Annotated in this window: 24 protein-coding genes; 9 read left to right on the top strand and 15 right to left on the bottom strand. The window is 37.7% G+C overall.

From position 1 onward, the window contains the following. Positions 1-364 precede the first annotated feature (364 nt). The 3 genes from CR194_RS01245 (at position 365) to sigK (ending at position 1,730) form a co-directional block, all read left to right on the top strand. A complete protein-coding gene (locus tag CR194_RS01245) occupies positions 365-640 on the top strand; it encodes a hypothetical protein (protein ID WP_146035897.1) in 276 nt (91 codons plus the stop codon). 25 nt (positions 641-665) lie between these two features. Beyond that, positions 666-878: a hypothetical protein gene (locus tag CR194_RS01250; protein WP_110607828.1), complete on the top strand. Its 213-nt coding sequence runs from the start codon at positions 666-668 to the stop codon at positions 876-878. Positions 879-1,004: 126 nt separating this feature from the next. Next, positions 1,005-1,730: an RNA polymerase sporulation sigma factor SigK gene (gene sigK, locus CR194_RS01255; protein WP_110607829.1), complete on the top strand. Its 726-nt coding sequence runs from the start codon at positions 1,005-1,007 to the stop codon at positions 1,728-1,730. A 120-nt stretch (positions 1,731-1,850) separates the two neighbouring features. Here sigK and CR194_RS01260 read toward each other — a convergent pair whose 3' ends face one another. The 3 genes from CR194_RS01260 to CR194_RS01270 are packed head-to-tail and all read right to left on the bottom strand — an operon-like array spanning position 1,851 to position 5,589. Then, positions 1,851-2,960, bottom strand: a complete 1,110-nt coding sequence (locus CR194_RS01260; RefSeq protein WP_110607830.1) for a Ger(x)C family spore germination protein — start codon at positions 2,958-2,960, stop codon at positions 1,851-1,853. Between the two features lie 4 nt (positions 2,961-2,964). Beyond that, positions 2,965-4,062, bottom strand: coding sequence for a GerAB/ArcD/ProY family transporter (locus CR194_RS01265; RefSeq protein WP_110607831.1), 1,098 nt, complete (start codon positions 4,060-4,062; stop codon positions 2,965-2,967). 12 nt (positions 4,063-4,074) lie between these two features. Continuing rightward, the gene (locus CR194_RS01270) at positions 4,075-5,589 is read right to left on the bottom strand and encodes a spore germination protein (RefSeq protein WP_110607832.1); all 1,515 of its coding nucleotides are present in this window, start codon (positions 5,587-5,589) and stop codon (positions 4,075-4,077) included. Positions 5,590-5,732: 143 nt separating this feature from the next. On the opposite strand from CR194_RS01270, the gene CR194_RS01275 reads away from it, so the two are divergent. Continuing rightward, entirely contained in the window at positions 5,733-6,719 is a 987-nt protein-coding gene (locus CR194_RS01275) for a lipoate--protein ligase (protein ID WP_110607833.1), read from the top strand. 75 nt (positions 6,720-6,794) lie between these two features. On the opposite strand, the gene deoD is transcribed toward CR194_RS01275, so the two are convergent. Beyond that, a complete protein-coding gene (gene deoD / locus CR194_RS01280) occupies positions 6,795-7,502 on the bottom strand; it encodes a purine-nucleoside phosphorylase (protein WP_110607834.1) in 708 nt (235 codons plus the stop codon). A 244-nt stretch (positions 7,503-7,746) separates the two neighbouring features. On the opposite strand from deoD, the gene CR194_RS01285 reads away from it, so the two are divergent. Further along, the gene (locus CR194_RS01285; protein WP_158282136.1) at positions 7,747-8,832 is read left to right on the top strand and encodes an HD-GYP domain-containing protein; all 1,086 of its coding nucleotides are present in this window, start codon (positions 7,747-7,749) and stop codon (positions 8,830-8,832) included. Between the two features lie 96 nt (positions 8,833-8,928). Here the strand turns inward: CR194_RS01285 and CR194_RS01290 are convergent, their stop codons facing one another. The 4 genes from CR194_RS01290 to pssA form a co-directional block, all read right to left on the bottom strand. Further along, positions 8,929-9,381 carry a TlpA disulfide reductase family protein gene (locus tag CR194_RS01290; RefSeq protein WP_110607836.1) on the bottom strand — a complete coding sequence of 151 codons (453 nt, stop codon included), beginning with the start codon at positions 9,379-9,381 and terminating at the stop codon, positions 8,929-8,931. 109 nt (positions 9,382-9,490) lie between these two features. Beyond that, positions 9,491-10,036, bottom strand: coding sequence for a peroxiredoxin (locus CR194_RS01295; RefSeq protein ID WP_110607837.1), 546 nt, complete (start codon positions 10,034-10,036; stop codon positions 9,491-9,493). Between the two features lie 288 nt (positions 10,037-10,324). Beyond that, a complete protein-coding gene (locus CR194_RS01300; RefSeq protein WP_110607838.1) occupies positions 10,325-12,919 on the bottom strand; it encodes a CBS domain-containing protein in 2,595 nt (864 codons plus the stop codon). Positions 12,920-13,037: 118 nt separating this feature from the next. After that, positions 13,038-13,580: a CDP-diacylglycerol--serine O-phosphatidyltransferase gene (gene pssA, locus CR194_RS01305; RefSeq protein ID WP_110607839.1), complete on the bottom strand. Its 543-nt coding sequence runs from the start codon at positions 13,578-13,580 to the stop codon at positions 13,038-13,040. Positions 13,581-13,693: 113 nt separating this feature from the next. On the opposite strand from pssA, the gene CR194_RS01310 reads away from it, so the two are divergent. From CR194_RS01310 to CR194_RS01325, 4 genes are all read left to right on the top strand, one after another. Beyond that, on the top strand, positions 13,694-14,479 hold the full coding sequence (locus CR194_RS01310; RefSeq protein ID WP_110607840.1) for a phosphatidylserine decarboxylase: 786 nt from the start codon (positions 13,694-13,696) through the stop codon (positions 14,477-14,479). 6 nt (positions 14,480-14,485) lie between these two features. After that, positions 14,486-15,619, top strand: a complete 1,134-nt coding sequence (locus CR194_RS01315) for a CdaR family transcriptional regulator (protein ID WP_110607841.1) — start codon at positions 14,486-14,488, stop codon at positions 15,617-15,619. Between the two features lie 132 nt (positions 15,620-15,751). Next, positions 15,752-17,164: a glycolate oxidase subunit GlcD gene (glcD, locus tag CR194_RS01320; RefSeq protein WP_110607842.1), complete on the top strand. Its 1,413-nt coding sequence runs from the start codon at positions 15,752-15,754 to the stop codon at positions 17,162-17,164. Further along, on the top strand, positions 17,161-18,507 hold the full coding sequence (locus CR194_RS01325; protein ID WP_110607843.1) for a (Fe-S)-binding protein: 1,347 nt from the start codon (positions 17,161-17,163) through the stop codon (positions 18,505-18,507). Before glcD ends, CR194_RS01325 begins: the two co-directional genes overlap by 4 nt. A gap of 118 nt (positions 18,508-18,625) precedes the next feature. On the opposite strand, the gene mnhG is transcribed toward CR194_RS01325, so the two are convergent. The 7 genes from mnhG to CR194_RS01360 are packed head-to-tail and all read right to left on the bottom strand — an operon-like array spanning position 18,626 to position 24,380. Beyond that, positions 18,626-18,979, bottom strand: a complete 354-nt coding sequence (gene mnhG / locus CR194_RS01330) for a monovalent cation/H(+) antiporter subunit G (RefSeq protein ID WP_110607844.1) — start codon at positions 18,977-18,979, stop codon at positions 18,626-18,628. Beyond that, positions 18,960-19,241: a Na(+)/H(+) antiporter subunit F1 gene (locus CR194_RS01335; RefSeq protein ID WP_110607845.1), complete on the bottom strand. Its 282-nt coding sequence runs from the start codon at positions 19,239-19,241 to the stop codon at positions 18,960-18,962. The genes mnhG and CR194_RS01335 overlap by 20 nt, the downstream gene beginning before the upstream one ends. Then, entirely contained in the window at positions 19,241-19,717 is a 477-nt protein-coding gene (locus CR194_RS01340; protein WP_110607846.1) for a Na+/H+ antiporter subunit E, read from the bottom strand. The genes CR194_RS01335 and CR194_RS01340 overlap by 1 nt, the downstream gene beginning before the upstream one ends. A gap of 5 nt (positions 19,718-19,722) precedes the next feature. Continuing rightward, positions 19,723-21,204: a Na+/H+ antiporter subunit D gene (locus CR194_RS01345; RefSeq protein WP_110607847.1), complete on the bottom strand. Its 1,482-nt coding sequence runs from the start codon at positions 21,202-21,204 to the stop codon at positions 19,723-19,725. Next, complete coding sequence (locus CR194_RS01350) at positions 21,197-21,535, bottom strand: Na(+)/H(+) antiporter subunit C (RefSeq protein ID WP_110607848.1); 339 nt, start codon at positions 21,533-21,535, stop codon at positions 21,197-21,199. The genes CR194_RS01345 and CR194_RS01350 overlap by 8 nt, the downstream gene beginning before the upstream one ends. Further along, positions 21,535-21,960 (bottom strand): Na(+)/H(+) antiporter subunit B, encoded by a 426-nt coding sequence (locus CR194_RS01355; protein WP_110607849.1) that lies wholly within the window; start codon positions 21,958-21,960, stop codon positions 21,535-21,537. The genes CR194_RS01350 and CR194_RS01355 overlap by 1 nt, the downstream gene beginning before the upstream one ends. Further along, a complete protein-coding gene (locus CR194_RS01360) occupies positions 21,957-24,380 on the bottom strand; it encodes a Na+/H+ antiporter subunit A (protein WP_110607850.1) in 2,424 nt (807 codons plus the stop codon). Before CR194_RS01360 ends, CR194_RS01355 begins: the two co-directional genes overlap by 4 nt. Between the last annotated feature and the right edge of the window lie 248 nt (positions 24,381-24,628).

Below are 24,628 nucleotides of genomic sequence, written 5' to 3' on the forward strand. Positions count from 1 at the left end.
AATACTCTTTTGTGATGATGAGATTAGAGCAAGCGAGACTGTGTTTTTATAATAAAAATCAACTCATCCAATAATAAGCACTTTGCAGTGGCTTAATAAGGAACGCATTAGCTTTTTAGCCAACTTTCGTTTGAATAAAATTCACATATACATAAAAAAGTTTCTTTGGTAAACTATTGAAAAGGGTGTCTAATATACTAGTCTCTTATTACTAAAAATTTTATAAAACAATGGCGTTATCATTTTATTAATACTAAATTAACATATTTATCTACAAATTTGATTCTTTAGTTTTAGTGATTTTACTATTTAGAAGCAACGTAAGTAATGAGAAGGAATGATGGGGAGAGGCGGGGGACAGGGCATGAAAAAAGTAAATGGTAAAAAAACGGGAAGTATTTTTAGGAGGATGCATTTCAGGAAAAAAGGTGCGGGGCATGCAGGAGCAGGAAATGTGACAATAAAAGCAAAGTTGATCACGGCATTTATTCTTCTAAGCGTCCTTCCAGCTACGCTCATTGCTCTGCTGGTTTATAATGTGTCCAAAGATACATTGGAGCAAAAAGTTCAGGATCTAAGTCAAGATGTGGGTTATCAAATATCATCTTCATATTTTAAACGATACGGATGCCATATTTAACGCTATTACATCCATGGAGTCTTCTATGAGTCAAATGGATCAGCTGAAGAGCCAAGTGGAGAAAGCCATTTCTGATATGGCGGGCATTACGGAAGTTACGTCCGCTGCCACAGAACAAGTTACTGCTACCACTCAAGAGCAACATTCAGCAGCGGAAGAATTAGGTGCATTATCTGAGAATCTTGAATTTACGATGAAGGAGTTAGAACAAGTGGTGAGCAGATTCAAAATCAAATAAAAAACGATGAGCCTCTCTGATTTAGAGAGGTTTTTCATATTTATTTTTCAACACATGAGACAGACACAAAGATCATTAAGTAGGCATATACATAGACCACGAGGTTTAAAAGAGAGGTGTGGTCTTATGTCCAGTATTCTCCTAGCAGTCACTCATTTTGTTAAAGAACTCCTCGTGTTTGTTTCGTTCGTTAGAAACAATGCGTTTCCCCAGCCGCTTAGTCAACAAGATGAAAAGAAATACATCGAACGAATGAAAGAAGGTGACGAAGAGGCTCGGCATTTACTAATTGAACATAACCTTCGACTGGTAGCACACATCGTCAAGAAATTTGAAAATACGAGAGAAGACACGGAAGATCTTATTTCCATTGGAACGATCGGGCTCATTAAAGCAATCGAAAGTTATTCATCCGGGAAAGGAACGAAGCTTGCCACATACGCAGCTAGATGTATTGAGAATGAAATCCTTATGCACCTAAGAGCGCTTAAAAAAGTACGCAAAGATATCTCGCTCCATGATCCAATTGGTCAAGATAAAGAAGGCAATGAAATCAGCCTCATTGATGTCCTTCAAGCAGAAACAGAAGACCTGGTAGATCAAATTCAGCTGAAAATGGAGAAAAAACAAATTTATCAATACATTCATGTCTTGAATAATCGTGAAAAAGAAGTGATCGTAGGGCGCTTTGGTCTTGATATGCAAAAAGAAAAAACACAGAGAGAAATTGCAAAAGACCTAGGTATTTCTAGAAGTTACGTTTCCCGCATCGAGAAAAGAGCATTAATGAAATTGTTTCATGAATTTTACCGTAACCAGAAAGCGGCTCTTAAACCGGATAACGACAAATAAAGCCAAAGGAGAAACGAAGTTCGTTTTCTCCTTTTTTCTTTTAATAAGTTTTGAGCATAAATACTTATATTTACATATAGTTAATGGAATTACACAGAGGTAAGGCTATGTTAACCTGCTTTAAAACAAAATTCCGTGCCGAACAATTTCTACTTCAACGGATATCTGAAAGTTGACTTTAGGATAGATTTCTTGCCAATCGTGCTCTTTCCAAAAGGAGTATTCAAAAGCATGAACTCTTCTACCGATCCCTAGTGCATCACAATTACTCTCTTGAAGTTTATTTATGACATTGCCAAACTGTTCTGTTAAACGAGCGGACAGTTTGTCATTTAATGCATTCAATTTTTCTTGAGTATCTAGATCGTCTAAAGGATATTCCAAGACGTTCACTTCTATTTGAAGGTTCAAAGGTACATCAACGGTTCCCGTGTGTTTGTTCACGATAACTTCCATATCTCGTTTTACTTCCTCAATATTAAAACTAATGAAGTTTTCCATTTGTATATCTTCATCTGAATGAACTTGCTCTGTTAATGATGCTTTTTTGTTTAATTGATTCTGCATGAGGAGAAGGGCGCTCGATTCTTTTAAAGATAACGTTCCAGTCATCTTCAGGTTATTAAATAATGCAACACCTACCAATTTAGGGGCGTCCTCCTTTATGGTGACGTAAGGAATCACTGCATCTTTTCCAAGATCGAATAGATCTGGGCAAATTAACTGAATGTTGGTAATCGGTACCATCGTTTGATTCTCAGCTGCCTGAATAATATCTCCAAGAATTTCACTTGTTCTTTCTCGATCCTCTGGAGTTAGTTGAACAATTTCTTTAGCATTGACTTTCGAGATTAGTAATTTGGCTGCTAGAGCGGACCGAGGGTCACGATAAAAGACGTCTAGAGGTGGATAAATATCTTCTTTAGCGATTTCTTCATTGATTAGTACTGCTCTTAGTTTAGAAGCATCAATCGACTCAGACACTTCAGATTCCAAATTAATTCGAGCATTTCTCGGAGTGTCTCCAATAGTCGAGAAAATTTGCGATCTAGCTGCTGTTCGGTGTTTTTCAGAGATGGGAGAAGACACAGTCAATTCAATTTTATCATCTTCGGTAAGATCCACACCGACGGATTTTAAAACAGTTAAATCACGAAGTTGTCGCGCATCCCAGCATCCAGAACAAAAGATTGCTGTGAATATAATAAGAAAAACGAGCATAATCTTCATTCAATTACTCCTTCCCCCTTTCAGGTTTCTTCCTGATTAGCGCTACGATGAGTAAAACAGCAGGTATATAAAAGATGAAAGAGTAGCTAATCTTGCTAACAAACTCTCCAAAAGCATCGATCGACTCATTCGATTCGAAAAACATGGAAATTGCGAAAATAAGTGTCCCGCCAAAAAGCACACCCGTCTTTCTTTTTTTTATTGGTAGAATGACTTGAGTAAATAGAGAGACCAAGTATAAATACATGATTAAAGATGTCGTTACAGATACAATCCATATTGAAATAAAGATCAGGTCCAATCTGTCAATAAATGGAGAAGAATAGGCTTTTAACATATACAGAACAGGGTGAGGTACTAATTCTATTTCGTCCGGACTGAAAAATAAAAAGACAGAGACGGTTGTAAAAATATATAAACTTACCGTGAACCATATCGCTAGCGAAACTGATTGGATAACTTTCTTCTTTGCTCCTTGTATGAAAGGATAAATGAATAAGAGAACCTCGAAGCCTAACATCGCTTGCAAAGAGGATTGTGCCCCCTCAATATAATCTTTAATACCTACATGACCTATCGGTAACAAATACAGGGGATTCGCTGAAGTGTAGCCTGTAAATTGAACAGCTATTACGATAACGAGCAAACCGGATACTAGGGCATAAAAGCGACCAATGATGTGAATATCTTCTCTAACTAGATAAACAGCCGCGCTGATAATAAGAAGCATGATCATCCACTTCGGCGTCACCGGGAGTAGCCAAGCAGCGATCGTCCGGTAGTATAAGATCAAAATAAGAATGGACACCGAAATAAAGTAAAAAAAATATCCGAGATTAATGAAGACAGAAATTGGCGTACCTAAAGTGATTTTAGTCAATGTAAAGAATGTATGATGTTTAAATCGAAAGACCAAGGGGACATAAATTAGTAAAACAAGTTGAATCACTGCACCAGCTATGGCAATTGAAATCCAACCTTCCCATTCTACAGCCCCGTAAACATCTCTAGGTAAGGTTAATATAGAGATGCCAATTTGGGTCTGAACGATGACAAAGAATACTTGAGTTGTGGAAATACGATTGTTGAGAGACGTTTCCATAAGACAGTTTCCTCAACTTTCTTTGTTTTTACTCTTTTTGTTTGCTTCGAGCATGTTCATCTTCGTGTGTGGAATACGAACAATATCCTTTAGTAAACCTTTGAAACTAAATGGGGCAAGGGGGTAAAAATAAGGTTGTCCCAAGCTAGTTAATTTACATAAATGAATCAAGTATAAATTCAAACAAAAGATGATCCCGACAAAGCCGAGCAAAGACGCCATAATCATAATCGGGAATCGGAGAAGCCTGATAGACATATTCATTTCATTTGCGGGCACAACAAAAGATGAAATTGCAGTCAATGCTACGACAATAATCATAATACTTGAAACAAATCCTGCATTGACCACGGCATCTCCAATAACAAGTCCTCCAACGATACCTATCGTTTGTCCAATAGGACTCGGTAACCGAATCCCTGCTTCTCGAATCAGTTCTAACGTTAGCTCCATAAAGAATGCCTCAATAATAGGAGGATATGGAATAAGTTCTACGGCATCTTTAATGACATAGGTCATTCCATAAGGGATAATTTCGAAATGGAAGCTAATAATCGCAATATAGACCCCTGGTAATGTGACGGCAGTGATGAAACTAAATAAGCGAAGTAACCGGTAAAAAGATCCAGCGTACCATCGACTGTTATAGTCATCATTAGACTGATAGAAAGAAAAAAAGGTGATTGGTAAGATCAAAGCAGTAGATTCACCATCTATAAATATGATGATTTTACCATCTAATAAATTTAGCGCACAGCGATCGGGTCTTTCTGTACTCATATATTGTGGAAAAGGTGAGTAGGGAGAATCTTCTAAATATTCTTCGATCAGTCCTGAACTTATTAATTTATTTGTTTTTATTTTAGCCAGCCTTCGTCCTATTTCGTTAATCTGCTCTTTATCGGCAATTCCTTCAATGAATAAAAGGGATAATTTCGTGTTCTTTTTTTCTCCTATATGCTCATAACGGACAGTTAATTGTGGGTGATGAACCAATTGGCGCAACAGATAAATATTCACGATCATTTTTTCGACGAAACCTTGATGTCCCCCGCGGATGACTTGTTCATTGTCAGGTTGACCAATTTCCCTTTGAATGACTTTGGTAGAATTCAAGCTATAGCAATATTCAAATCCATCAATAAAAAGAATGCTTTTCCCTTCAAGAAGATGAGGAATCGCATCAGATACATGCAATAATTTTATGGCATCCATATTTTTAAGAACCTTTTCTAAATCCCATGTGGAATAAACATTCTCCCATTTGCTATAGAAATTTTTTTCTAACTTCTCTTCGTCTGATAAAGATTCTATAAACATTAACAGGCAATCAGTATCTTGATTGATCTGTAACTCATTTTCTGTTAAATCTTCGGTGTAGTTTAACGTTTCTTTTATAAAAACTCGATTTGTGTTAAGGACGGAATTAGTTGGCTTAGGAGGGATTTCATAATCAGCTATAGTAGGATTCGGTTCTTCATAATTTTTTTGTCTTTTTTTCTTATTAAATAGCTGCATGAATTTCATTTTTCTTCCTCCTTATCCTAAAGTATCTATAATGTCTGTGTTTTAAGAGAGATTTATTCATCACTTGATGGGATAGCATTTAATTTTTAATAGCAAGGTATGATAAAATAGTGACGAATGAACGAGGAAAAGGAGGATATCTGATGAAATTTATTGATAACGAAAATATTACAGATCCAACCATTAATTTAGCTATTGAGGAATACGCATTGAAAAATCTTCCAATTGATGACACGTACTTGCTTTTTTATGTAAATAAACCATCAATTATTATTGGAAAGAATCAAAATACGCATGAAGAAATCAACAAAGATTTTGTAGATAAGAACGGAGTAAATGTTGTTCGCCGACTGTCTGGCGGAGGAGCGGTGTACCAAGACTTAGGTAACTTAAGCTTCAGCTTTATTACAAAAGATGACGGAAACAGCTTCTCTAATTATCAAAAATTCACTGAGCCAGTAATCCGAGCACTGGCAAAGCTTGGAGTAGAAGCAAAATTGAGTGGTCGAAATGACATTCACGTGGGTGAGAGGAAAATTTCAGGGAACGCCCAATACACGACAAAAGGCCGTATGTTTAGTCACGGGACGTTGATGTTAGATTTAAATATAGAAAATGTAGTAGATGCTTTGAATGTGAATGAAGAAAAAATCCGCTCCAAAGGTATTAAATCCATTCGAAGCAGGGTTGCGAACATCAATGAGTTTTTAGAGCAAAAATTAACCGTAGACGAATTGAAAAAAGTCCTGCTAGATTTTATTTTTTCCAATGGAGAAGTGGAGACGTACAAACTAACCGAAGAAGATTGGAAAGGGATCGAAGAAATTTCGCAAAACAGATATAAAAAATGGGAATGGAACTTTGGGAAGTCTCCTAGATTCGATTTACAAAGAACTAAACGGTTTGATGCGGGAACGATTGACGTTCGACTTAATGTGTCTAAAGGGAAAATAACTGAATGCAAAATTTTTGGTGACTTCTTTGGAGTTGGAGATGTGTCAGAAGTTGAGGAAATGCTTGTAGGAACGATGTACGAAAAAAATGCGATTCATGTGGCATTATCTGACTTAGATATGACTTATTATTTCGGAAGAATTTCCCGTGAAGGATTTATTGAATTAATTTACTGAAACGAAAGCACTCAAATCAAAAAGCCGTCCTCTTTTTTACGAAAGGGGACGGCTTTTCGTATGAGTCTTTAATTTTTAGTCCGCAATCGCTGCAGCTAAAGCTACTTCTACCATCTCGTTAAACGTTTCCTGGCGTTCTTGAGAGCTTGTTTCTTCACCAGTTAGAATATGATCACTTACTGTTAGCACAGATAAAGCATTCACACCAAAACGGGCAGCAATTGTATATAGGGCTGATGTTTCCATCTCTACAGCAAGAACTTGATGGTCAGCAAGCAATGGAATAATTTCTTTATCATCGTTATAGAAAACGTCGCTCGTAAATACACTTCCAACATTAACACTTAGGTTATGTTCTTTAGCACCATCATAAGCTTTTTTCAACAAGTCAAAATTTGCAGTAGGAGCAAAATCCATTCCTTTAAAATGATGTTTGTTTACACCTGAATTCGTCGTGGCGCTCATTGCGAGGATGACATCTCGAACTTTTACATCCTTCTGAATCGCTCCGCATGTTCCAACTCGAATCAAGTTCTTTACGTCATAACTGTTAATCAACTCATGCACATAAATTGAAATGGAAGGGACTCCCATCCCTGTTCCTTGAACAGAAACTCGCTTTCCTTTATAAGTACCTGTAAATCCAAGCATGCCTCGCACTTCATTGTAACAAGTTACGTCTTCTAAAAAATTCTCCGCAATATACTTTGCGCGCAGTGGATCCCCTGGTAATAAAATTGATTCTGCAATATCCCCTTGTTTTGCTCCAATATGTACGCTCATCATGATCATCCTTTCGAATAAATAGCATCAATTTAAACGTACCATACAGGTTGTGCAGATGCAAAAGGAAAGCAAAAGTTGTTAGTAAATGTTCCATGATCAAAGCGGTTCGAGCAATGTGCAGACAATAGAACTAGGACTAATTATTATAGTTCCAATAAGCTGTTAAATGCGTCCTTAGTTATGATATATTAACTATATATAGAAATAAATGACATGTATAAGAGTAAAATGGGGCGGTAAAATGGAACTGGTAGAGAGAAAGAATTGGGGACAATCTATTGTAGGGAGAATCCTAGCTGACGATATCATATCTTCCTCGGGATATATTCTATTAAGGAAAGGAGTTATTTTAACTCATTGGCATTTTCCAATATTAGAAAACCATTTAATAGAAGAGGTTTTAATAGAAGAAAAAATGGAAGCTCCTGTTCATAAGCAATTGGAAAAGATCTTTTCTAATAAAAGGGATATTTTAGAGAGCTACCAAGAAAGTTTAATAGAAATTAAAAAAATGTTTCACGAAGCGATCTCAAGAGAGGTACCCACACTTCAACAATTCATGAAACCCTTTAGTCCTTTACTCCATAAAGTTTTAAAGGGACCCAATATTTTTCTAGAGCTCCGTCACATAAAAGGACATGATGAATATACGTATCGCCACAGTATTAATGTGGGGTTAATGGCTGCTACAATTGGGAAAATACTACATTTTACTCATGAGAATACAATCAAACTAGGGGAAATAGGATTTCTTCATGATATTGGGAAGATGAAGATTTCATTGCAAATTCTTAATAAACAAGAGAGTTTATCGATTAAAGAGTTTGAAGAAGTAAAGAATCATACCATTTACGGTAAACAAATGTTGGAGGATATGCAAAGAGCGGATCAGAAAATTATTGAGGGAGCACTTTTGCATCATGAAAGATTGGATGGCTCTGGCTATCCTTTGAAATTGGTCAAAGAACAGATTCCATTTTTTGTGCAAATACTTTCAGTAGCTGACACTTATGATGCCATATCTTCTGAGCGTGTATACCGTGATAAATTCTCTCCGTTTGAGGCTCTTAATGAACTAATCAAAGACGTTTATAGAGGAAAGTTAAACGGGGAAATTGTTTTTCCTTTTGTTAAACACATTTTAGATGGTTACATAGGAAAAGAAGTTATGTTGACTGATGGAAGAAGAGGGGTCATTGTTCAATTGTATATAGAAGAAATTTACCGTCCACTAATAAAAATATCAGACCAATTTGTTGATTTAAGGAAAGACCGCCAAATTCAAATTAAGGAAGTTTTGTTAACGGCCAATCATTTAGTTTTCTGAGCAAAGAAAGAAATAAGTATGATTGAATCGTTAAGAGATTATTTAATGGGGAAAAGAGACCGGACGATCAAGTCCGGTCTCTTCACTTATTTAGTATTATTTTTTTGTCTCAATTCCTAAAACGCGGTTTACACGTTTACGAAGCATTTTCATACCGCCTCCACCAGCTTGGAAATGACGCAGTTGACCTTCTTCGTCAAAAACATAGTAAGCAGGCACATATTGATTTTCGAATGCATCAGTTAGTTTATGTTCACTATCTACGAAGATTGGTTGAGTAATGTCATGGCCTTGTGCAGTTGCTTCAATGACGCTCATATCTAAATCTTTCTCTGAGCGAGGCATATGAACAGCAATAACGTTCAATTCGTCTGAGTACTCATCTCTAAACTCATTGACTTCTGGCATAGCATCTTTGCATAAACCACAACTAACAGACCAGAAATGAATAAGTGTGGGTTTGTCTCCGGTTAATTCTTCTTTTGATACTTCATCATTTAACCATGCTGTAGCACCAGTTAATTCAGGCATTTGTTCACGAAGTTTCATTTATTATAGACACTCCTTATCTTCTTTCCATTCTATTTTGATTCTTCATTCGCTATATTATACAGATTGAATTCTCATGATAGAGTTAATTCAACCATGATAGTACCATTTAAAGTGTTGCTTGTCCTGGTTTCCAGTTTGCAGGGCAAAGTCCACCAGTTTGAAGAGCTTGCAAGACACGTAATGTCTCTTCTACATCTCGTCCAATGTTATTATGATTGACGACAGAGTACATTAATTCACCTTCAGGGCTGATGATAAATAGTCCCCGTAGAGCGACACCTTCATCTTCAATGAGTACACCGTAATCACGTGCCACTTGGTGGTTAGTATCTGCTGCGAGAGGATAATTTAATTGTCCCAGTCCATTGTCGTCTCGATTCGTGTTAATCCAAGCAAGATGAGTGTGAATTGTATCTGTAGAGACACCAATCACTTCTGCATCTAAATCCTCAAACTCATCGTATCTGTCACTTAAAGAAGTAATCTCAGTTGGACAAACAAATGTGAAATCCATTGGATAGAAATAAAGGACCGTCCATTTATCATTTTTCATATTTTCTTCTAAAGAAACCTTATTAAAATCTTTGTTAGGCATTACTGCGTCCATTTCAAATCTTGGTGCTTGTTTTGCTACCATTCGTTTTTCAGACATGCAAAAATCTCTCCTCTTTATTAATAATAATTATCATCTAATACTATTTACATTTTACATTATGAAAATGAGATGTCAAGAAAAAGACTTTCGCTCTAACTACTTAATGAAAAATGTTTGAACATTATGTGAAACAAGGTTTTACTAATGAAAAAGTCTTGAGAATCATCTCATTAGGCTTTATGTGAATTTCTGAGCCTACATTGTATTATAATCAATGGAAAACGAGACATCAACTGATTTGCTTGTTACAAACACAGCAAAATTATCATTATGCCCTTACTATTTTCAATTAAGTGAGAATTTCATTTTAACTTTTTCTATCAGCTCTGTTTTTGTAAGAGATGGAGACTCCAACTGACATGTTTCAGTGTAGAAAAGAATCTTTCTAAATATAGGACTTGGACTTAATCCTAATTCTTTTAAATCTTTGCCATCAAGCTTTCGTTTTAATTTGGAGCGTTTTAATAAATATTGAAAAAGGGAATTCTTATTTCCTACCTTAATCAGGGTGAAAAACCCGAGCAGTGGCTCTATTTGATAAGAAGCAAACTTGATGTGCATGTCAGTTTGAGACAAAGAATTGCTTAAATTTAGTGATGCCTCACTGAATAAAAGACTAGACAAGTCGCTTAATACTTCTTTATCTTGTTTCGTTAGAGTATATGCGTCAAGACTCGATAAGTCTTTTACCCTTCCTGTGGTTAATAAAAACATATAACATAACCAAATGCTTCGGTGAGTTGTTATATCGTCCTTATTTAAATCTTGTTGCCATTGATAAAGGAGATCGAATCTCTTCTCTGCCAGAAGCTCTTCAGCAGGTGTGTCGATAATAAATGGAGTGAGAGAGAGTTTTTGAAGTTTTTTCAATCCGATACAAGGATTTTCTTCATAAAATAATTTAACTAGTTCGCTTGCCAGACGAGGTTTCGAAACAGATAAAAGGTTGTTGGCCGATTGAATGGCTAATCGTTCCGTTTGAGAATCCATCTCGAAGTTCAAGCGACTTTCAAATCGGATCGCTCGAAGGATCCTTGTAGGATCTTCTACGAAGCTTAAATTATATAAGATCCGAAGTTTGCCTTTTCGTAAATCTTCAAAACCATGGAAATAATCCAGTAATTCACCGAATTCATCAATATGAAGGCTGATTCCCATCGCATTTAGTGTAAAATCTCGACGGAATAAATCTTCTTTAATTGTTGACAACTCTACTTTAGGTAAGGCAGCAGGGAAATCATAATACTCGGTTCTGGCACTGGTTAAATCGATTTTAAATTCAGAGGGATGGGTCCAGGTAGCCGTGCGAAACTCATCGTGCCGGCGCACTTTTCCTCCATATTTCTCTTGTAATCGCAGCGCAAGAGAGATACCATCCCCTTCAACTACGATATCCATATCCTCGTTTTCCTTCTCTAATAACAAATCTCGAACCATCCCGCCTATAAGATAGGCTCGCATAGATAATTGACCGGCCTCTTCGCCTATCATGGCTAACAGTTGAAAGATAGTTGGTGAAAGGTGTTTTCTCATCGTTTCTGTCAATTGACGTTTTAATGGAGCGGCAGATGAAGGAGAATAAGAGATATTAACCCCTTTTTTTCCATGCATGGCTTGAATGACATCTGTTCTAGAAACAATGCCGACTAATTGATCGTGATGCAAAACAGGTAACCTTCCTACGTGATCCTCAATCATCAACTCCCGAATTTGTTCTATTTTTTCATAAAGACCGACAGTGATAGGTTTGTGACTCATAAAGCCTTTCACAGGAGCATGTCCAAGTTTGTGATGAAGGGCTTTGTCAACATCTCTTCTGGAAATGACACCGATCAATTGCTCGTTTTCTACAACCGGGAAACCAGTATGACCGTAGCGATAAAGCATTTTCGAGGCGGTTTCAATGGTCGTTTGCGGTGCAATGACTCTGACAGGACTGGACATCATATCCTTTGCAGTAAGAGATGGGCTGACAATCGAGGATAGATTGTCTTTCACTGTTAAAAGAACATGCTTGGCAGTACTATTTTTAACCATGGCAGAGGCAGCCTTTTCATGTCCTCCTCCATCAAGAGAACGGATGAGTGGAAGCACATTGATTCTATCTGAAGTTGCCCTTGCAGTAATGAACGTTTTCTTTCCCATTTCAGCGATGGAAAAGGCACTATCTGCTCCTGTCACTTGAAGAAGTTTACGCGTAATTTGTGCTAAATGTCCTGTATAGTGAGATTGCTGATGACTAGCAAGGAGAATGTCGACTCCGTCCAGTGAAATCAATTCGCTATTCTCTAATAGTTGTTGAAATAGCTGTTGCTGATCATCATCAAGGGGGGGTTCTCTGAATTGATCAACAACTCGCAAGTTAGCCCCTTGTTTTAGAAAGAATGCACCAGCTTCTAAATCTCTCGCTGTAGTATGTTGGTAGGTAAAAGCTCCAGTATCTGAGTATAGGCCTAACGAAAAAACGGTTGCTTCAAAGGGAGTAACTGGAATATTATCAGCTTGTAACCTTTCTGAAAGCAACGTGATCGTAGCACCGACATTTTCCATGTTCCCTTCCACAAATGGAACGGTATCTTCTGTTAAAGGATGGTGATCATAGACGATGTATCGCACCTCTTCAGTTAACAATTCTTTTATATCGCCTATTCTATCTGGAGTATTTGTATCAACTAATATCACTTCTTCTACATGATGCCACTGCACCGTTTTTTTTCTTTGAAATGGGAATGTATCTTTGTAGATAGCAAGGAAGTGATTCACTTCAGGAGACAGTTTCGAAGGTAAAACCACAACAGCTTGGGGAAAGATTTTTTTCGCGGCGATCATTGAAGCCAAACCGTCAAAATCTAAATTCGTGTGTGATAAAATAATTTGCATCGTATTCCATGCCTCCGATTATGAATGAATTTTCTTAACATGATTTAGGGTTGTTAAGGAAAAATGGTAAAGTATAAGTGTAAAAAACGTCTCCCAAAGAGGAAGACGAAGAACAAGGTCACATTTTTCTTATTTGAAAATGACTGATCATGAGAAAAGAAAGTGTTAAAATAAGAAACATAAATGCTGGGAGTGGAATGATTTCATTAAAAAGGTGACTAGCTGTTAATATACAACCTGCTGCTGTAATAGGAAGGCCAATAAAGAAACCTTCTGATTCTGTTACATTAAACCTTGCCAGTCGTATGGCTCCGCAAGCAATAAAAAGGATCACAGTCAACGACCCTGCAATGCCGAAATGTTGAATAGTTGATTGATAAATAAGTAAAGCGGGGGCTACACCAAAGGAAATGATATCACATAAAGAGTCCAGTTGTTTTCCTAGCTCTGATTCAATGTTCAAACTTCTGGCGATTTTGCCGTCCAGGCTATCAAAAATAGCAGCCGCAGATATCAGAGCAACAGTTATACCTAATTGCCCTTGTAACACAGAAAGGATGGCAAATCCACCTAAACTGAGGTTCATAATCGTTAGAAGGTTAGCAATTTGGCTGCGAAAGCGCTTAACAGTATTGTCGACGAGGTGTTGAAATAAGATCAATCACACCACTCCCCATAATATAAAATAAAAAGTTCATAATAAATGTTAATTATACCATAATTAGTACGCTGGAACTACTTAGTTTAAACGAATGAAAAAGAAGGAGAAGTCAAATGAAAAAATCTTTGTACAGACTCATGTTAGAATTAACACACAATCCCTTATATACAGTTTTGCTTAAACGTTTTTCACAAGGGAAACTAAGCCGAAGGGTGATTCCATCCTTTTCAAAAGCGTTTAATATAAATGAGGAAGAGATTGAAAAACACGTTTCCCAATTCGAATCGCTAAGTGACTTTTTCAGTCGGAAATTAAAAGAAGGAAGTCGCGAAATTTCTGAATCAGCAAGAGATATCGTAAGTCCTGTAGATGGGGTGCTCACGGAAGCAGGGAAAATAACGAAAGATAAAAGCTTCTTCGTTAAAGGGCATCGTCATTCATTGAAAACGATGTTAGGTCTGGATACTTCAGTAAAACGTTTTGCGGAGGGAGACTATTGCGTATTGTACTTATCTCCTAAAGATTATCATAGAATTCATAGCCCTTGTAAGGGGAAAATAACAGGACGCTGGGCATTAGGTAAATATTCACACCCTGTGAATGCTCTTGGATTTCGGTTTGGGAAAGAGCCATTAGCAACAAATTATCGCTTAATTACGGAGCTGAAACACGATGAGAAACACGTGGCTTTAGTTAAAGTAGGCGCATTAAACGTGAACAGTGTTCACCCTGTCCACGTAGAAGAAAGCATAGATAAAGGGGACGACATGGCATACTTCTCATTTGGGTCTACGGTCGTATTAGTGTTTGAACGAAATTCTGTCCGCTTTCACGAGCGTGTCTTGCAAGGCGAGCTCACAGTAAAACAAGGAGAGACAATTGGGACATGGATGGAGTGATTATGAATGAAATTACTTTCGTCACTAGCTCAGCGTATTGTAAAGGAAGTCACCCACATTGTTAATGAAGAAGTGATCGTTGTTGATGATCAAGGTGTGATCATAGCGGCAAGTGATGCAGGTCGAATGGGAAATTTTCATGAAGGTGCGTATATTTCCATAAATAATAAAGAGAAATTTGTTATTAAAAAAGAAGATATAGAAAGACTTAAAGGGGTAAAACCAGGACTCAATTTACCAATCATGATTAACAAAAATGTGATCGGGGTTATTGGGATCACAGGAGAACCAGACCAAGTTGTTCAGTTTGGTCAATTAATCCAGCGGATGACAGAATTAATTATTCAAGAAGCTTATACGAGCGAAAGACTGGAATCGCGATATCGAGGACTTGAAACGTTTGTTTATGAGTGGATTCATTCCACGGAATTGGACCAGGATGTGATTGAACGAGGAGGAATTCTTGGGATATCCATGGCTCTTCCTAGAATGTGTGTTTTGTTTGAAATTAAGCCTTCAGACCTCGACGCCGGTAAAGACAGGCTTATTGAAAAAGAAATCATAGATCAAATTCGCAGCCAGTTTGAAGATGACCCCGAAGATTTGATTGTCCGATGGGGAAACGGGAGATTCGTGTTATTAAAACGAATAGACAAAGAGGACCATATAAAACTACTAAAAAGAAAACTAGTCTTGTGCCAAACTGAGGTGGCTCGTGAACAAAATTTGGAATTATTTATAGGGGTAGGAAAATTAGCTGGTCGTCCTCACGCATTAAACAAGTCTTACTCAGACGCAAAGAAAGCGTTAAGAGCATCTAAAAAGCAACATCAAATTATGTATTATGAAGATTTGTCATTGAATATTGCCTTAGCTGAAATTACTGACCAAACAAGAAAAGAATTGATTCAAAGTATTTTAGGCGGCATGTTGCACGACAAAGAATTATTACACACGTTACAAACTTACATGCAGTGTCAATTAAGTTTAAAAGAGACAGCAAAAGCACTTCATATACATATCAATACTCTTCATTATCGTTTAAAAAGGATTAGTGAGCTTACTGGACGATCGCTAAAAGATACAGAACAATTAGTTTCTTTTTTTATAGCCCTGTCCTTTTGGTATGAATTTAGATAATCCCACAATAATTAAGCGCTTTCATCTATTTAATTTGTATGTCTATACATAGATGGGAGGTGCTTTTTTTATTTATAATGAAACTATCATATTTCAAATGTAGCTAAAGCGACGTTCAAGGGGGATAAAGATATGTTAAAGAAAAAAGTGAAGAAAAAACTAGAAAAAATTGTCGGATCTGAGAATTTTCTTGATTCTCAACAAGATCTGATCGTTTATTCATACGATGCCACTCCTGATTATCAAGCTATTCCTGATGCGGTCATAAAACCAAAAGATACACAAGATGTTTCAGAGATTGTAAAAGTCTGTAATGAATACAAAGTGCCTATTGTTCCTAGAGGCTCAGCAACAAATCTTTGCGCAGGTACAACTCCGCTGGAGGGCGGGTTAGTCATGGTATTTAACCATATGAAAGATATCTTGGAAATTGACGAAGAAAACTTAACGGTCACTGTTCAGCCTGGATTGATTACATTAGATATGATCAAAGCCGTTGAAGAAAAAGGTCTTTTCTATCCACCCGACCCTTCATCAATGAAGATTTCAACGATAGCAGGAAATATTAATGAGTGCTCCGGAGGCTTGAGAGGTCTGAAGTACGGCGTAACTCGTGATTATGTCATTGGATTGGAGTTTGTTATGCCAAACGGTGACGTTGTCAAGACTGGAGGGAAACTAGCGAAAGATGTAGCAGGTTATGATTTGACGAGATTAATGGTTGGCTCAGAAGGAACCCTTGGAATCATCACTGAAGCAACGTTAAAACTTATTCCTATTCCGGAGACCAAAAAAACAATGCTTGCATTATACGATAGCTTAGAAGCAGCTGGAAACACAGTTTCAAAGATAATCTCTAATCGGATTATTCCTGCTACGCTTGAGTTTCTTGATCAACCAACAATTCAAGTTGTTGAAGATTTCGCAAAAATTGGTCTGCCTACTGAAGCCGGTGCTATTCTATTGATCGAACAAGATGGTCCTGCTGAAGTAGTTGAAAGGGATATCGAACGAATGGCGGAGATTTGCAACGAAACGGGAGCCCTTTCTGTGCAAGTCGCCGCAACACCTGAAGAGGGAGAGTCGTTAACTTCAGCCCGGCGTTCAGCATTATCTGCTCTGGCCCGTCTGAAACCGACTACCATATTAGAAGATGCCACCGTTCCTAGGTCTAAAATTGCTGAGATGGTAAGAGAAATTGAAACAATTGCAGAGAGAAACAACGTTCGCATTTGTACATTTGGACATGCTGGAGACGGAAATTTACATCCTACTTGTATGACAGATGCTAGAGATAAAGAAGAGATGCATCGTGTGGAAACGGCTTTTGAAGAGATCTTTGCGAAAGCTATAGAACTAGGCGGTACTATTACTGGTGAACACGGAGTTGGAGTAATGAAATCCCCTTATCTGTCTTGGAAAGTGGGCGAGGCGGGAGTAGATGCTATGTATGGAATTAAGCAGGCATTTGACCCCAACAACATCATGAATCCAGGGAAGATTTTTGCTAAAGATACACGTAAACGGGTGGTGGTTCAACAATGACTGTGATGAATCGGAAGAGAAAAAAGCAAATCGTAAACGATTTCCAAACGAAAATGGACTATGATGAATTGTTAAACTGCATGAGATGTGGTTTTTGCCTGCCATCTTGTCCAACGTATATTGAGACAGATGGAAATGAAGCAGCTTCTCCTAGGGGACGGATTGCCCTGATGAAAGCTGTTGTGGATGGTAAAATGGAGCCAGACAAAGATTTTGAAGATCAGTTAAGTTTGTGCTTAGGTTGCCGGGCATGTGAACCGGCCTGTCCATCAGGAGTAAAATATGGCCATCTATTAGAGGAAGCAAGAGATATTTTAGAATCAAAGAAGAAACATTCTCCTCCAGTGAAACTATTGAGAAGAGTTGTCTTTGACCAATTGTTTCCTCATCAAAACCGGATGAGAAAACTAAGTGGACTCATGTGGTTTTACCAAAAGAGCGGGATTCAAAAAGTAGCTAGAGCAACGAACATGACGAAAATAGCTGGAAAGAATATGAGTACGATGGAGAAGGTATTACCACCTATTCCATCACCTGCTAGATTGAAAAATCGGCCCTCTTTTGTAAAAGCAGAAGGAGCCGTGAAAAAGAAAGTAGCCTTTTTCTCAGGGTGTTTAATGGATACGATGTTCATGCAAACAAATGACGCCACGTTGTATTTACTAAAAAAAGCAAACTGTGAAGTAGTTATTCCACAAACACAAAACTGCTGTGGTGCCTTACATGCTCACAGTGGAGAGAAAGACACGGCCAAGGAATTAGCAAAGAAGAACATTGAAGCATTCGAAGATGGAGAGTTCGATTATATTATTTCAAACGCTGGTGGATGCGGAGCTTTGCTCGTGGAGTATGATCACTTACTAAAAGATGAGTCCGAGTGGAAAGAAAGGGCCCAAGCATTCTCTAACAAAGTGCGTGATATTACAGAAATACTTTATGAAGTAGGATTGCCTGACATGGAGCTTAATTCTCAAATAGTCACCTATCAGGATTCGTGTCACTTGCGAAACGTGATGAGAACTGCAGCTGCACCTAGAAAATTATTACAATTAATTAAAGGTGTATCATATATGGAGATGAAGGATGCAGATCAATGTTGTGGGTCCGCAGGTACGTACAATATTATTGAACAAGAAATGTCTATGCAGATTTTGGATCATAAAATGAGAAATGTTGAGTCAACAAAAGCGGCAACGATTGTTACCGCTAACCCGGGATGTTTGTTGCAGATGAAGTTAGGGATCGAAAGAGAAGGAAAGAAAGACAACATGAGGGCCGTCCACATCGTAGATCTTTTAGCAGAAGCTGTGAGAAAAAAAGAAGAAGAGAAACAGACCGTCTAATACATTCTTTAACTTATTCAAAAAGCTACCGGCAAATGAAAAATGCCAGTAGCTTTTTTATTAGAGGAAATATCAAATTTTTGAGTTTTCTAATACCTTGAGGTTTCTCACAAACATCTTATTTATTTTGAGATTCATGCTTTTTAACAGCTTCAGCTAAGTCATCTTGAATACTTTTATCCCACATTTTAACGTTGACGTTATAAGCGGAACGAGCAATCATAAATGCAGCTACAGGAGCAGTCAAAAATACAAAGACGATTGTTAAAAGAAGCTTCCCGACAAACATTCCATGGGTAGTCAAGAAATAAATGAATACTCCTAAAATAACACTGATTACTCCTAGTGTGGCACTTTTAGTGGCAGCATGAAGTCTTCCATAGACATCGGGAAAACGAACAATACCGATGGAACCTAATACGCTTAAACCACCACCCATAAGCAAGAGAATACTAATGACGATCTCTATCAAGGACCACACCCCCTTCAATAAATTTAGCGATGGCAACGGAGCCAATAAACGCAAGGATGGCTAGGACTAGGACAACTTCAGCGTAGGCAAGGGTATCTTGAATAAGTAGCAAGATCGCTGTAAAGCCAATTAGGTTAATACCTATCGTATCAAGGGCAACTAAACGGTCAGACATACTTGGACCTATGATGGCTCGAATAGTACAGACTAGAACAGAGAGAGACATTAATATGAGAACAATCGTCGCTACAGTCGATAACATTAATGCGTCACCTCCATAATCGCCTTTTCAAAAGAGTCGTGAATTTCTTTTATGGCTTCTTCTTTATCTGGAACATGAATCGAATGAACATAAAGTGTTCGGCCATTTTCAGAGAAATTCATTGTTAACGTACCTGGAGTTAACGAGATTAAATTAGCTAACAAGGTTACTTCCCAATCCGTTCTCAGTTTTGTTGGGACAGCAATAATTCCAGGTTGTATGTCCATTTTTGGACTTAATACAATCTTAATCATATCAACGTTAGACAAGATGAGTTTGTATAAAAACAAAATTAACAGTTTAAATACAGCTATGACACGACGGAAATAAAAGTCAAAATGTAAAAATCTTCTCAATACATATAGTAGAGCAAGCCCTACTATATATCCAAGAGCAAACTCAATCATCGTGTACTCATTTCTGAGCAACATCCAAATGAATGCTAAACCAATATTAAGTAAAATTTGAAAAGCCATGGCAACTACTCCTTAAGGACAGAATTTATATATTCGGAAGGATCCATGAGCTGCTCAGCAAGTTCTAGAGAGAACTGCATAAACGGTTCAGCCGCTACCCCTAATAGGATTGTTAAAGCGACTAATGGCAAAATCGGAATTAACAGTTTTCCAACTTTTTTGTCCTTCGCCTGAGGATCTGGAAATTTCACTTCACCCCAGAACGACGTCATAAAGATCTTCATCATAGAAAAGAGTGTCAGTACTCCGGTAGCTAAACTTACGGCAATAACGAAGTAATTTCCAGCTTCGAAACCGGCAACAACAAGAGCAAATTTTCCAAAGAAACCACTTAGAGGAGGAATACCTGCTAATGAAATAGCTGCAATAAAGAAAAGCCAAGCAAAGTACGGATGTGTTTTCAATAAACCGCTCATCTCTTTTAAATGAGAGGTACCTGTAATTTTCTCAGCAACCCCTGCGAAAAGGAATAAAGCTGACTTTACGATGATGTTATGGGCCAAGAAGAAAAAGGTTCCGGCAATGGCTAAAGGAGTAAAGATCCCTATCCCCATGATCATATAACCTACCTGGCTGACGATATGAACGGCTAAGATTCGTTTGAAATCAAATTGTGAAACGGCTCCCAGAACTCCAATAAACATCGTTAATCCACCGACAATTAACAGGATTTGAAAAACCAGTGGGTCATGAGGGAAAATCAATGTGTATGTTCTCATGAGCGTATAAACCCCAACTTTAGTCAACAATCCACCAAACAATGCAGCGATCGCTGCTGGAGGTGCATAGTACGAATGAGGTAACCAATAATAAAGTGGGAATATCGCACTTTTTGTTCCGAATACGAACAAGAATACGACGGCGATGACTGAAATAACACCTGTCTGTTCGAGCTCAGAGATTTTAACAGAAAGATCAGCCATATTTAGTGTTCCAGTAACACCGTACAAATAAGCTATTGCGATGATGAAAAACATTGAAGATACAGTGTTGATAATGACGTATTTCAGTGATTCCCGTAGCTGATATTTCTTACTTCCCATTGATATTAATATAAAGGATGAAATTAACATCACTTCAAAAAATACGAATAAATTAAATATATCACCCGTTAAAAACGATCCGTTCACCCCGACCATTAAAAATAAAAAGAACGGGTGAAAATAGTTTCTCTCTCTTTCAGCAGAAAAAGTCTGAAAGGCAAAGAACAAGCATACAAGAGCTAGCAAACTGGATAAGGCAACGAGTGAACTAGAAAGTAAATCTGCAACAAGAACAATTCCAAACGGAGCTGGCCAGTCTCCCAGTTCAATTGTCTGAATCCCATCTACATATACAATGTAGCTGAGGTATACGGACAATAATAGCATAAGTCCAACGCTGATCACACTGACAACACGCTGGATGGTCTTGGAGTCCTTGAAGAAGATTAAGATGACACCCATAAGCATTGGTATTAATATTGGCAGAATGATTAAGTTATTCATCTTCAGTTCCCCTTAATTCGTCGAAGTTATCTGTTCCGTGCGCTTTATATGTGCGGTAGGCCAATACGAGCATAAAAGCGGTGATCCCAAAGCCGATAACGATGGCAGTCAATATGAGTGCCTGAGGCAATGGATCGGCATAAGATGAAGCTTCTTCTCCTAATAACGGAGGAGAACCTTGCTTTAAATTAGCCATGGTTAAGAATAGTAAATGAGCTCCATGAGAAAGAAGAACGACCCCTAAAATTACACGAAGCAAACTTTTTGTCAGAATCATATACGTTGCGACAGTAACGAGGACGCCAACGGTTAGTATCATTAAGATTTCCATCAGTTATCATCCTCCGCTACAGTTAGTATGACGAGAAGAGTAAACCCGACAACGACTAAATAGATACCTAAATCAAATGGCAAAGCAGTCGTCAACTCGGTTTCTCCTAAAATAGGTAATGGGAAATAATCAAAAAATTGTGTCAAAAACGGGAACCCGAAAAACATACCAACAATTCCTGTAAGTATTGCTAGCAATAAACCAGAAGCAATAACCTTTGCATAATTGAAAGGGATCACCCGTTTAATCGTTTTTAAATCAAAGCTCAAATAAAGTAATACTAAGGCCGAAGCGGACATTAATCCTCCAATAAATCCTCCGCCGGGGTTGTTGTGCCCGGCAAAGAATAAGAACACGGAGAAGGCAAGAATGATAAACGCCACGATTCTTGTAATGACATGAAGCTGAACCGGAGTATTTCTCATACGTCTTCCCCCTTTTGCGACTTGAACTTAATTAGAACAACCACGGCTAAACCAACAATTCCTAATACTAAAACTTCAAGCAACGTGTCAAGGCCACGGAAATCAACTAAAATCACGTTTACGATGTTATTTCCACCAGCAAGAGCGTAAGCATTCTCAACGAAATAATCTGAAATAGGACTAATTGGGTTTGCCGCACTGAAAGCGTGAGCGCTAAGTGCTGTTAAAGTGACAACAAGGCCGACACCTATTGAAATAATTAAGTTAGATATTTTAAATGCAGGTTTGAAGCTTTCCTTCCTCAATTCGGGTAAATGGTAAAACACAAGTAAAAACAGAACAACCATCACAGTTTCAACTAGTAATTGAGTAAGAGCTAAGTCAGGTGCTCTAAATACTACAAATAGCAAAGCAACAAGAAATCCAATGACACCCACAACGATTATTGCCGAAATCCTTTTTGAAAGAAATGGCACGACAAGTGTTGAGAGAATCAATGATAATGAAATGAGATACATATAGGGTGAAATTTCCGCCGTATTAGCAAAATCAATAGCTATGGCATCTCTTTGCCAAAGCATATATCCTGTGACAACCACGAGAAAGATGAACATAAATGAGAAATAATCTCGAAGTTTACCTGTCATTTGAACATTGTTCACAGCAGTTGAACCTTTAATTAATCCAACAAGACCATTGTCATAAAACCAGTTGAGAGGATCTCTTTCTTTCAAATAAAAGGCTGTTTCTTGCCATTTGCGAGCATTTAGGAAAATCATTGCTCCAAAGAAAACAACACCCATCGTCATAAATAGTTCTGTATTTAACCCATGCCAGTGATAAACATTTACATAAAATTGTTCACCAGGCTCGAGAAGACCAGGTAAAATGGATTGCATAGTTGGAGCTATGATTGTATAAGCTAGCAAGTTAGGGAAGAAACCGAAAACAATCACTAATGAAGCGAGCACAATCGGAGAAATAAGCATTCCCATTGGTGCTTCATGAGCTTCTTTTTCAAGTTTTTCTGGTTGATGATTCCCAGTAAATGTGCGAAACAACATGATCATACAATACACAAAGGTAAAGATGCTTGCGATCCATGCTACGATTGGGAAAATAAATCCGATCGTCTGAACGTTAAACACGTCAAGGGTGGCGCTGTTCAACGTTCCTGTAAAGAACATCTCTTTACTAAGAAAGCCATTGAATGGTGGCAAACCAGCCATTGAAGCAACACCAATTAAAGAAATAGTGAACGTAATCGGCATAATGGTCATGAGACCGCCTAACTTTCTTATATCTCTTGTGCCTGTCTCGTGATCAATAATCCCTACCACCATAAATAAACTGCCTTTAAAGGTAGCGTGATTAATGAGGTGGAGAACAGCTGCCAGCACTGCTACAGTATAAAGAGACTGGCCGTCCACCACTTCGTAATGAAAAGCAGCAGAACCTAAGCCTAAAAGACTCATAATTAAACCAAGTTGACTGATTGTAGAGAAAGCTAAGATCCCTTTTAAATCTTTTTGCCTTACAGCAGAAACAGAGCCCCACAGTAAAGTAAATAAACCAAAACTGGTAATGATCCAGAACCACTCCGGCTGTCCACCAAAGACAGGAGTAAAGCGAGCTACTAAGTAAATACCTGCTTTAACCATTGTTGCTGAATGTAAATAGGCACTTACAGGCGTCGGAGCTTCCATTGCATCTGGCAACCAGATATGGAAGGGGAATTGGGCTGATTTCGTGAATGCCCCAAGTAAAATCAAGATCATTGCTGGTAAAAATAGCGGACTTGAAACAATCACATCACCATAGGAAATGATTTCCCTAATGCTAAATGTACCAGTCATCATGTATAACAATGTGAAACCAGCAAGCATGGCGAAACCGCCTGTAACGGTAATAAGCATCGATTTTTGTGCGCCATATCGGGACTTCTCTTTATGAAACCAATAAGCAATTAAAAGAGAAGAAGCAAGACTTGTTAATTCCCAAAAGACATAAATGACAATTAAGTTATCAGATAAGACAACTCCTAACATTGCCCCCATAAACATCATCAAGTACACATAAAAATTATTTAAAGGTTCTTCTTTTTTATTTGCAATGTAGTAAATAGAATAAAGAACAACTAATGTACCGATCCCGGTAATTAATAGAGCAAATAAAAGACTCAATCCATCTAAAAACACGGTGAAATGAATGTTTAATGATGGTACCCAAGGCACAGAGCGCTCGACTGTTTCCATGGCAGCGCCGCCTAGAGGTAGGTATTGAATCAAGTAAATAAATAACAGTAATGGGATAGGTAAAATAAACCACCCTGTATGAATATGACGAAATTTGTGATAGAGGAAAGGAACAAAGATCGCCATGATAAACGGTGCTAGAGCTACAAAATGAAGCGTTGACAAGTGATTAACCTCCCTTTTCATACGTTTTTTTTAGAATAATCATTGTAATTTTTTATGACTGGCAAATTATTCAGCTAGTCCTATGTAACAGCGCAAATAAAATTATAATATAAAACGAAGCCTGTTGCATCCTTTTCAACTGCATAGTAAAGTGTTTTCCCTTTTTACTTAAATATGAAGAAACTCAAAAAAAAACTCCGAAAAAAATTTTGTTGGAATATGTCGTGCGCTGATTTCAGCTGCGATTT

This window comes from Salipaludibacillus keqinensis (assembly GCF_003226325.1).
Taxonomy (GTDB): Bacteria; Bacillota; Bacilli; order Bacillales; family Salisediminibacteriaceae; genus Salipaludibacillus; species Salipaludibacillus keqinensis.

Bases quoted from the DNA above. Each gene is read 5' to 3' on its own strand.
- CR194_RS01285 (WP_158282136.1), top strand. From the start codon at position 7,747: ATGGAACTGGTAGAGAGAAAGAATTGGGGACAATCTATTGTAGGGAGA.
- CR194_RS01355 (WP_110607849.1), bottom strand. From the start codon at position 21,960: ATGAGAAATACTCCGGTTCAGCTTCATGTCATTACAAGAATCGTGGCG.
- glcD (WP_110607842.1), top strand. From the start codon at position 15,752: ATGTTAAAGAAAAAAGTGAAGAAAAAACTAGAAAAAATTGTCGGATCT.
- CR194_RS01340 (WP_110607846.1), bottom strand. From the start codon at position 19,717: ATGGCTTTTCAAATTTTACTTAATATTGGTTTAGCATTCATTTGGATG.
- CR194_RS01300 (WP_110607838.1), bottom strand. From the start codon at position 12,919: ATGCAAATTATTTTATCACACACGAATTTAGATTTTGACGGTTTGGCT.
- CR194_RS01335 (WP_110607845.1), bottom strand. From the start codon at position 19,241: ATGTTATCGACTGTAGCGACGATTGTTCTCATATTAATGTCTCTCTCT.
- CR194_RS01270 (WP_110607832.1), bottom strand. From the start codon at position 5,589: ATGAAATTCATGCAGCTATTTAATAAGAAAAAAAGACAAAAAAATTAT.
- CR194_RS01310 (WP_110607840.1), top strand. From the start codon at position 13,694: ATGAAAAAATCTTTGTACAGACTCATGTTAGAATTAACACACAATCCC.
- CR194_RS01295 (WP_110607837.1), bottom strand. From the start codon at position 10,036: ATGTCTGAAAAACGAATGGTAGCAAAACAAGCACCAAGATTTGAAATG.
- CR194_RS01315 (WP_110607841.1), top strand. From the start codon at position 14,486: ATGAAATTACTTTCGTCACTAGCTCAGCGTATTGTAAAGGAAGTCACC.
- deoD (WP_110607834.1), bottom strand. From the start codon at position 7,502: ATGAGCGTACATATTGGAGCAAAACAAGGGGATATTGCAGAATCAATT.
- CR194_RS01245 (WP_146035897.1), top strand. From the start codon at position 365: ATGAAAAAAGTAAATGGTAAAAAAACGGGAAGTATTTTTAGGAGGATG.
- CR194_RS01345 (WP_110607847.1), bottom strand. From the start codon at position 21,204: ATGAATAACTTAATCATTCTGCCAATATTAATACCAATGCTTATGGGT.
- CR194_RS01250 (WP_110607828.1), top strand. From the start codon at position 666: ATGAGTCAAATGGATCAGCTGAAGAGCCAAGTGGAGAAAGCCATTTCT.
- CR194_RS01260 (WP_110607830.1), bottom strand. From the start codon at position 2,960: ATGAAGATTATGCTCGTTTTTCTTATTATATTCACAGCAATCTTTTGT.
- CR194_RS01265 (WP_110607831.1), bottom strand. From the start codon at position 4,062: ATGGAAACGTCTCTCAACAATCGTATTTCCACAACTCAAGTATTCTTT.
- CR194_RS01325 (WP_110607843.1), top strand. From the start codon at position 17,161: ATGACTGTGATGAATCGGAAGAGAAAAAAGCAAATCGTAAACGATTTC.
- sigK (WP_110607829.1), top strand. From the start codon at position 1,005: ATGTCCAGTATTCTCCTAGCAGTCACTCATTTTGTTAAAGAACTCCTC.
- CR194_RS01275 (WP_110607833.1), top strand. From the start codon at position 5,733: ATGAAATTTATTGATAACGAAAATATTACAGATCCAACCATTAATTTA.
- CR194_RS01350 (WP_110607848.1), bottom strand. From the start codon at position 21,535: ATGGAAATCTTAATGATACTAACCGTTGGCGTCCTCGTTACTGTCGCA.
- CR194_RS01290 (WP_110607836.1), bottom strand. From the start codon at position 9,381: ATGAAACTTCGTGAACAAATGCCTGAATTAACTGGTGCTACAGCATGG.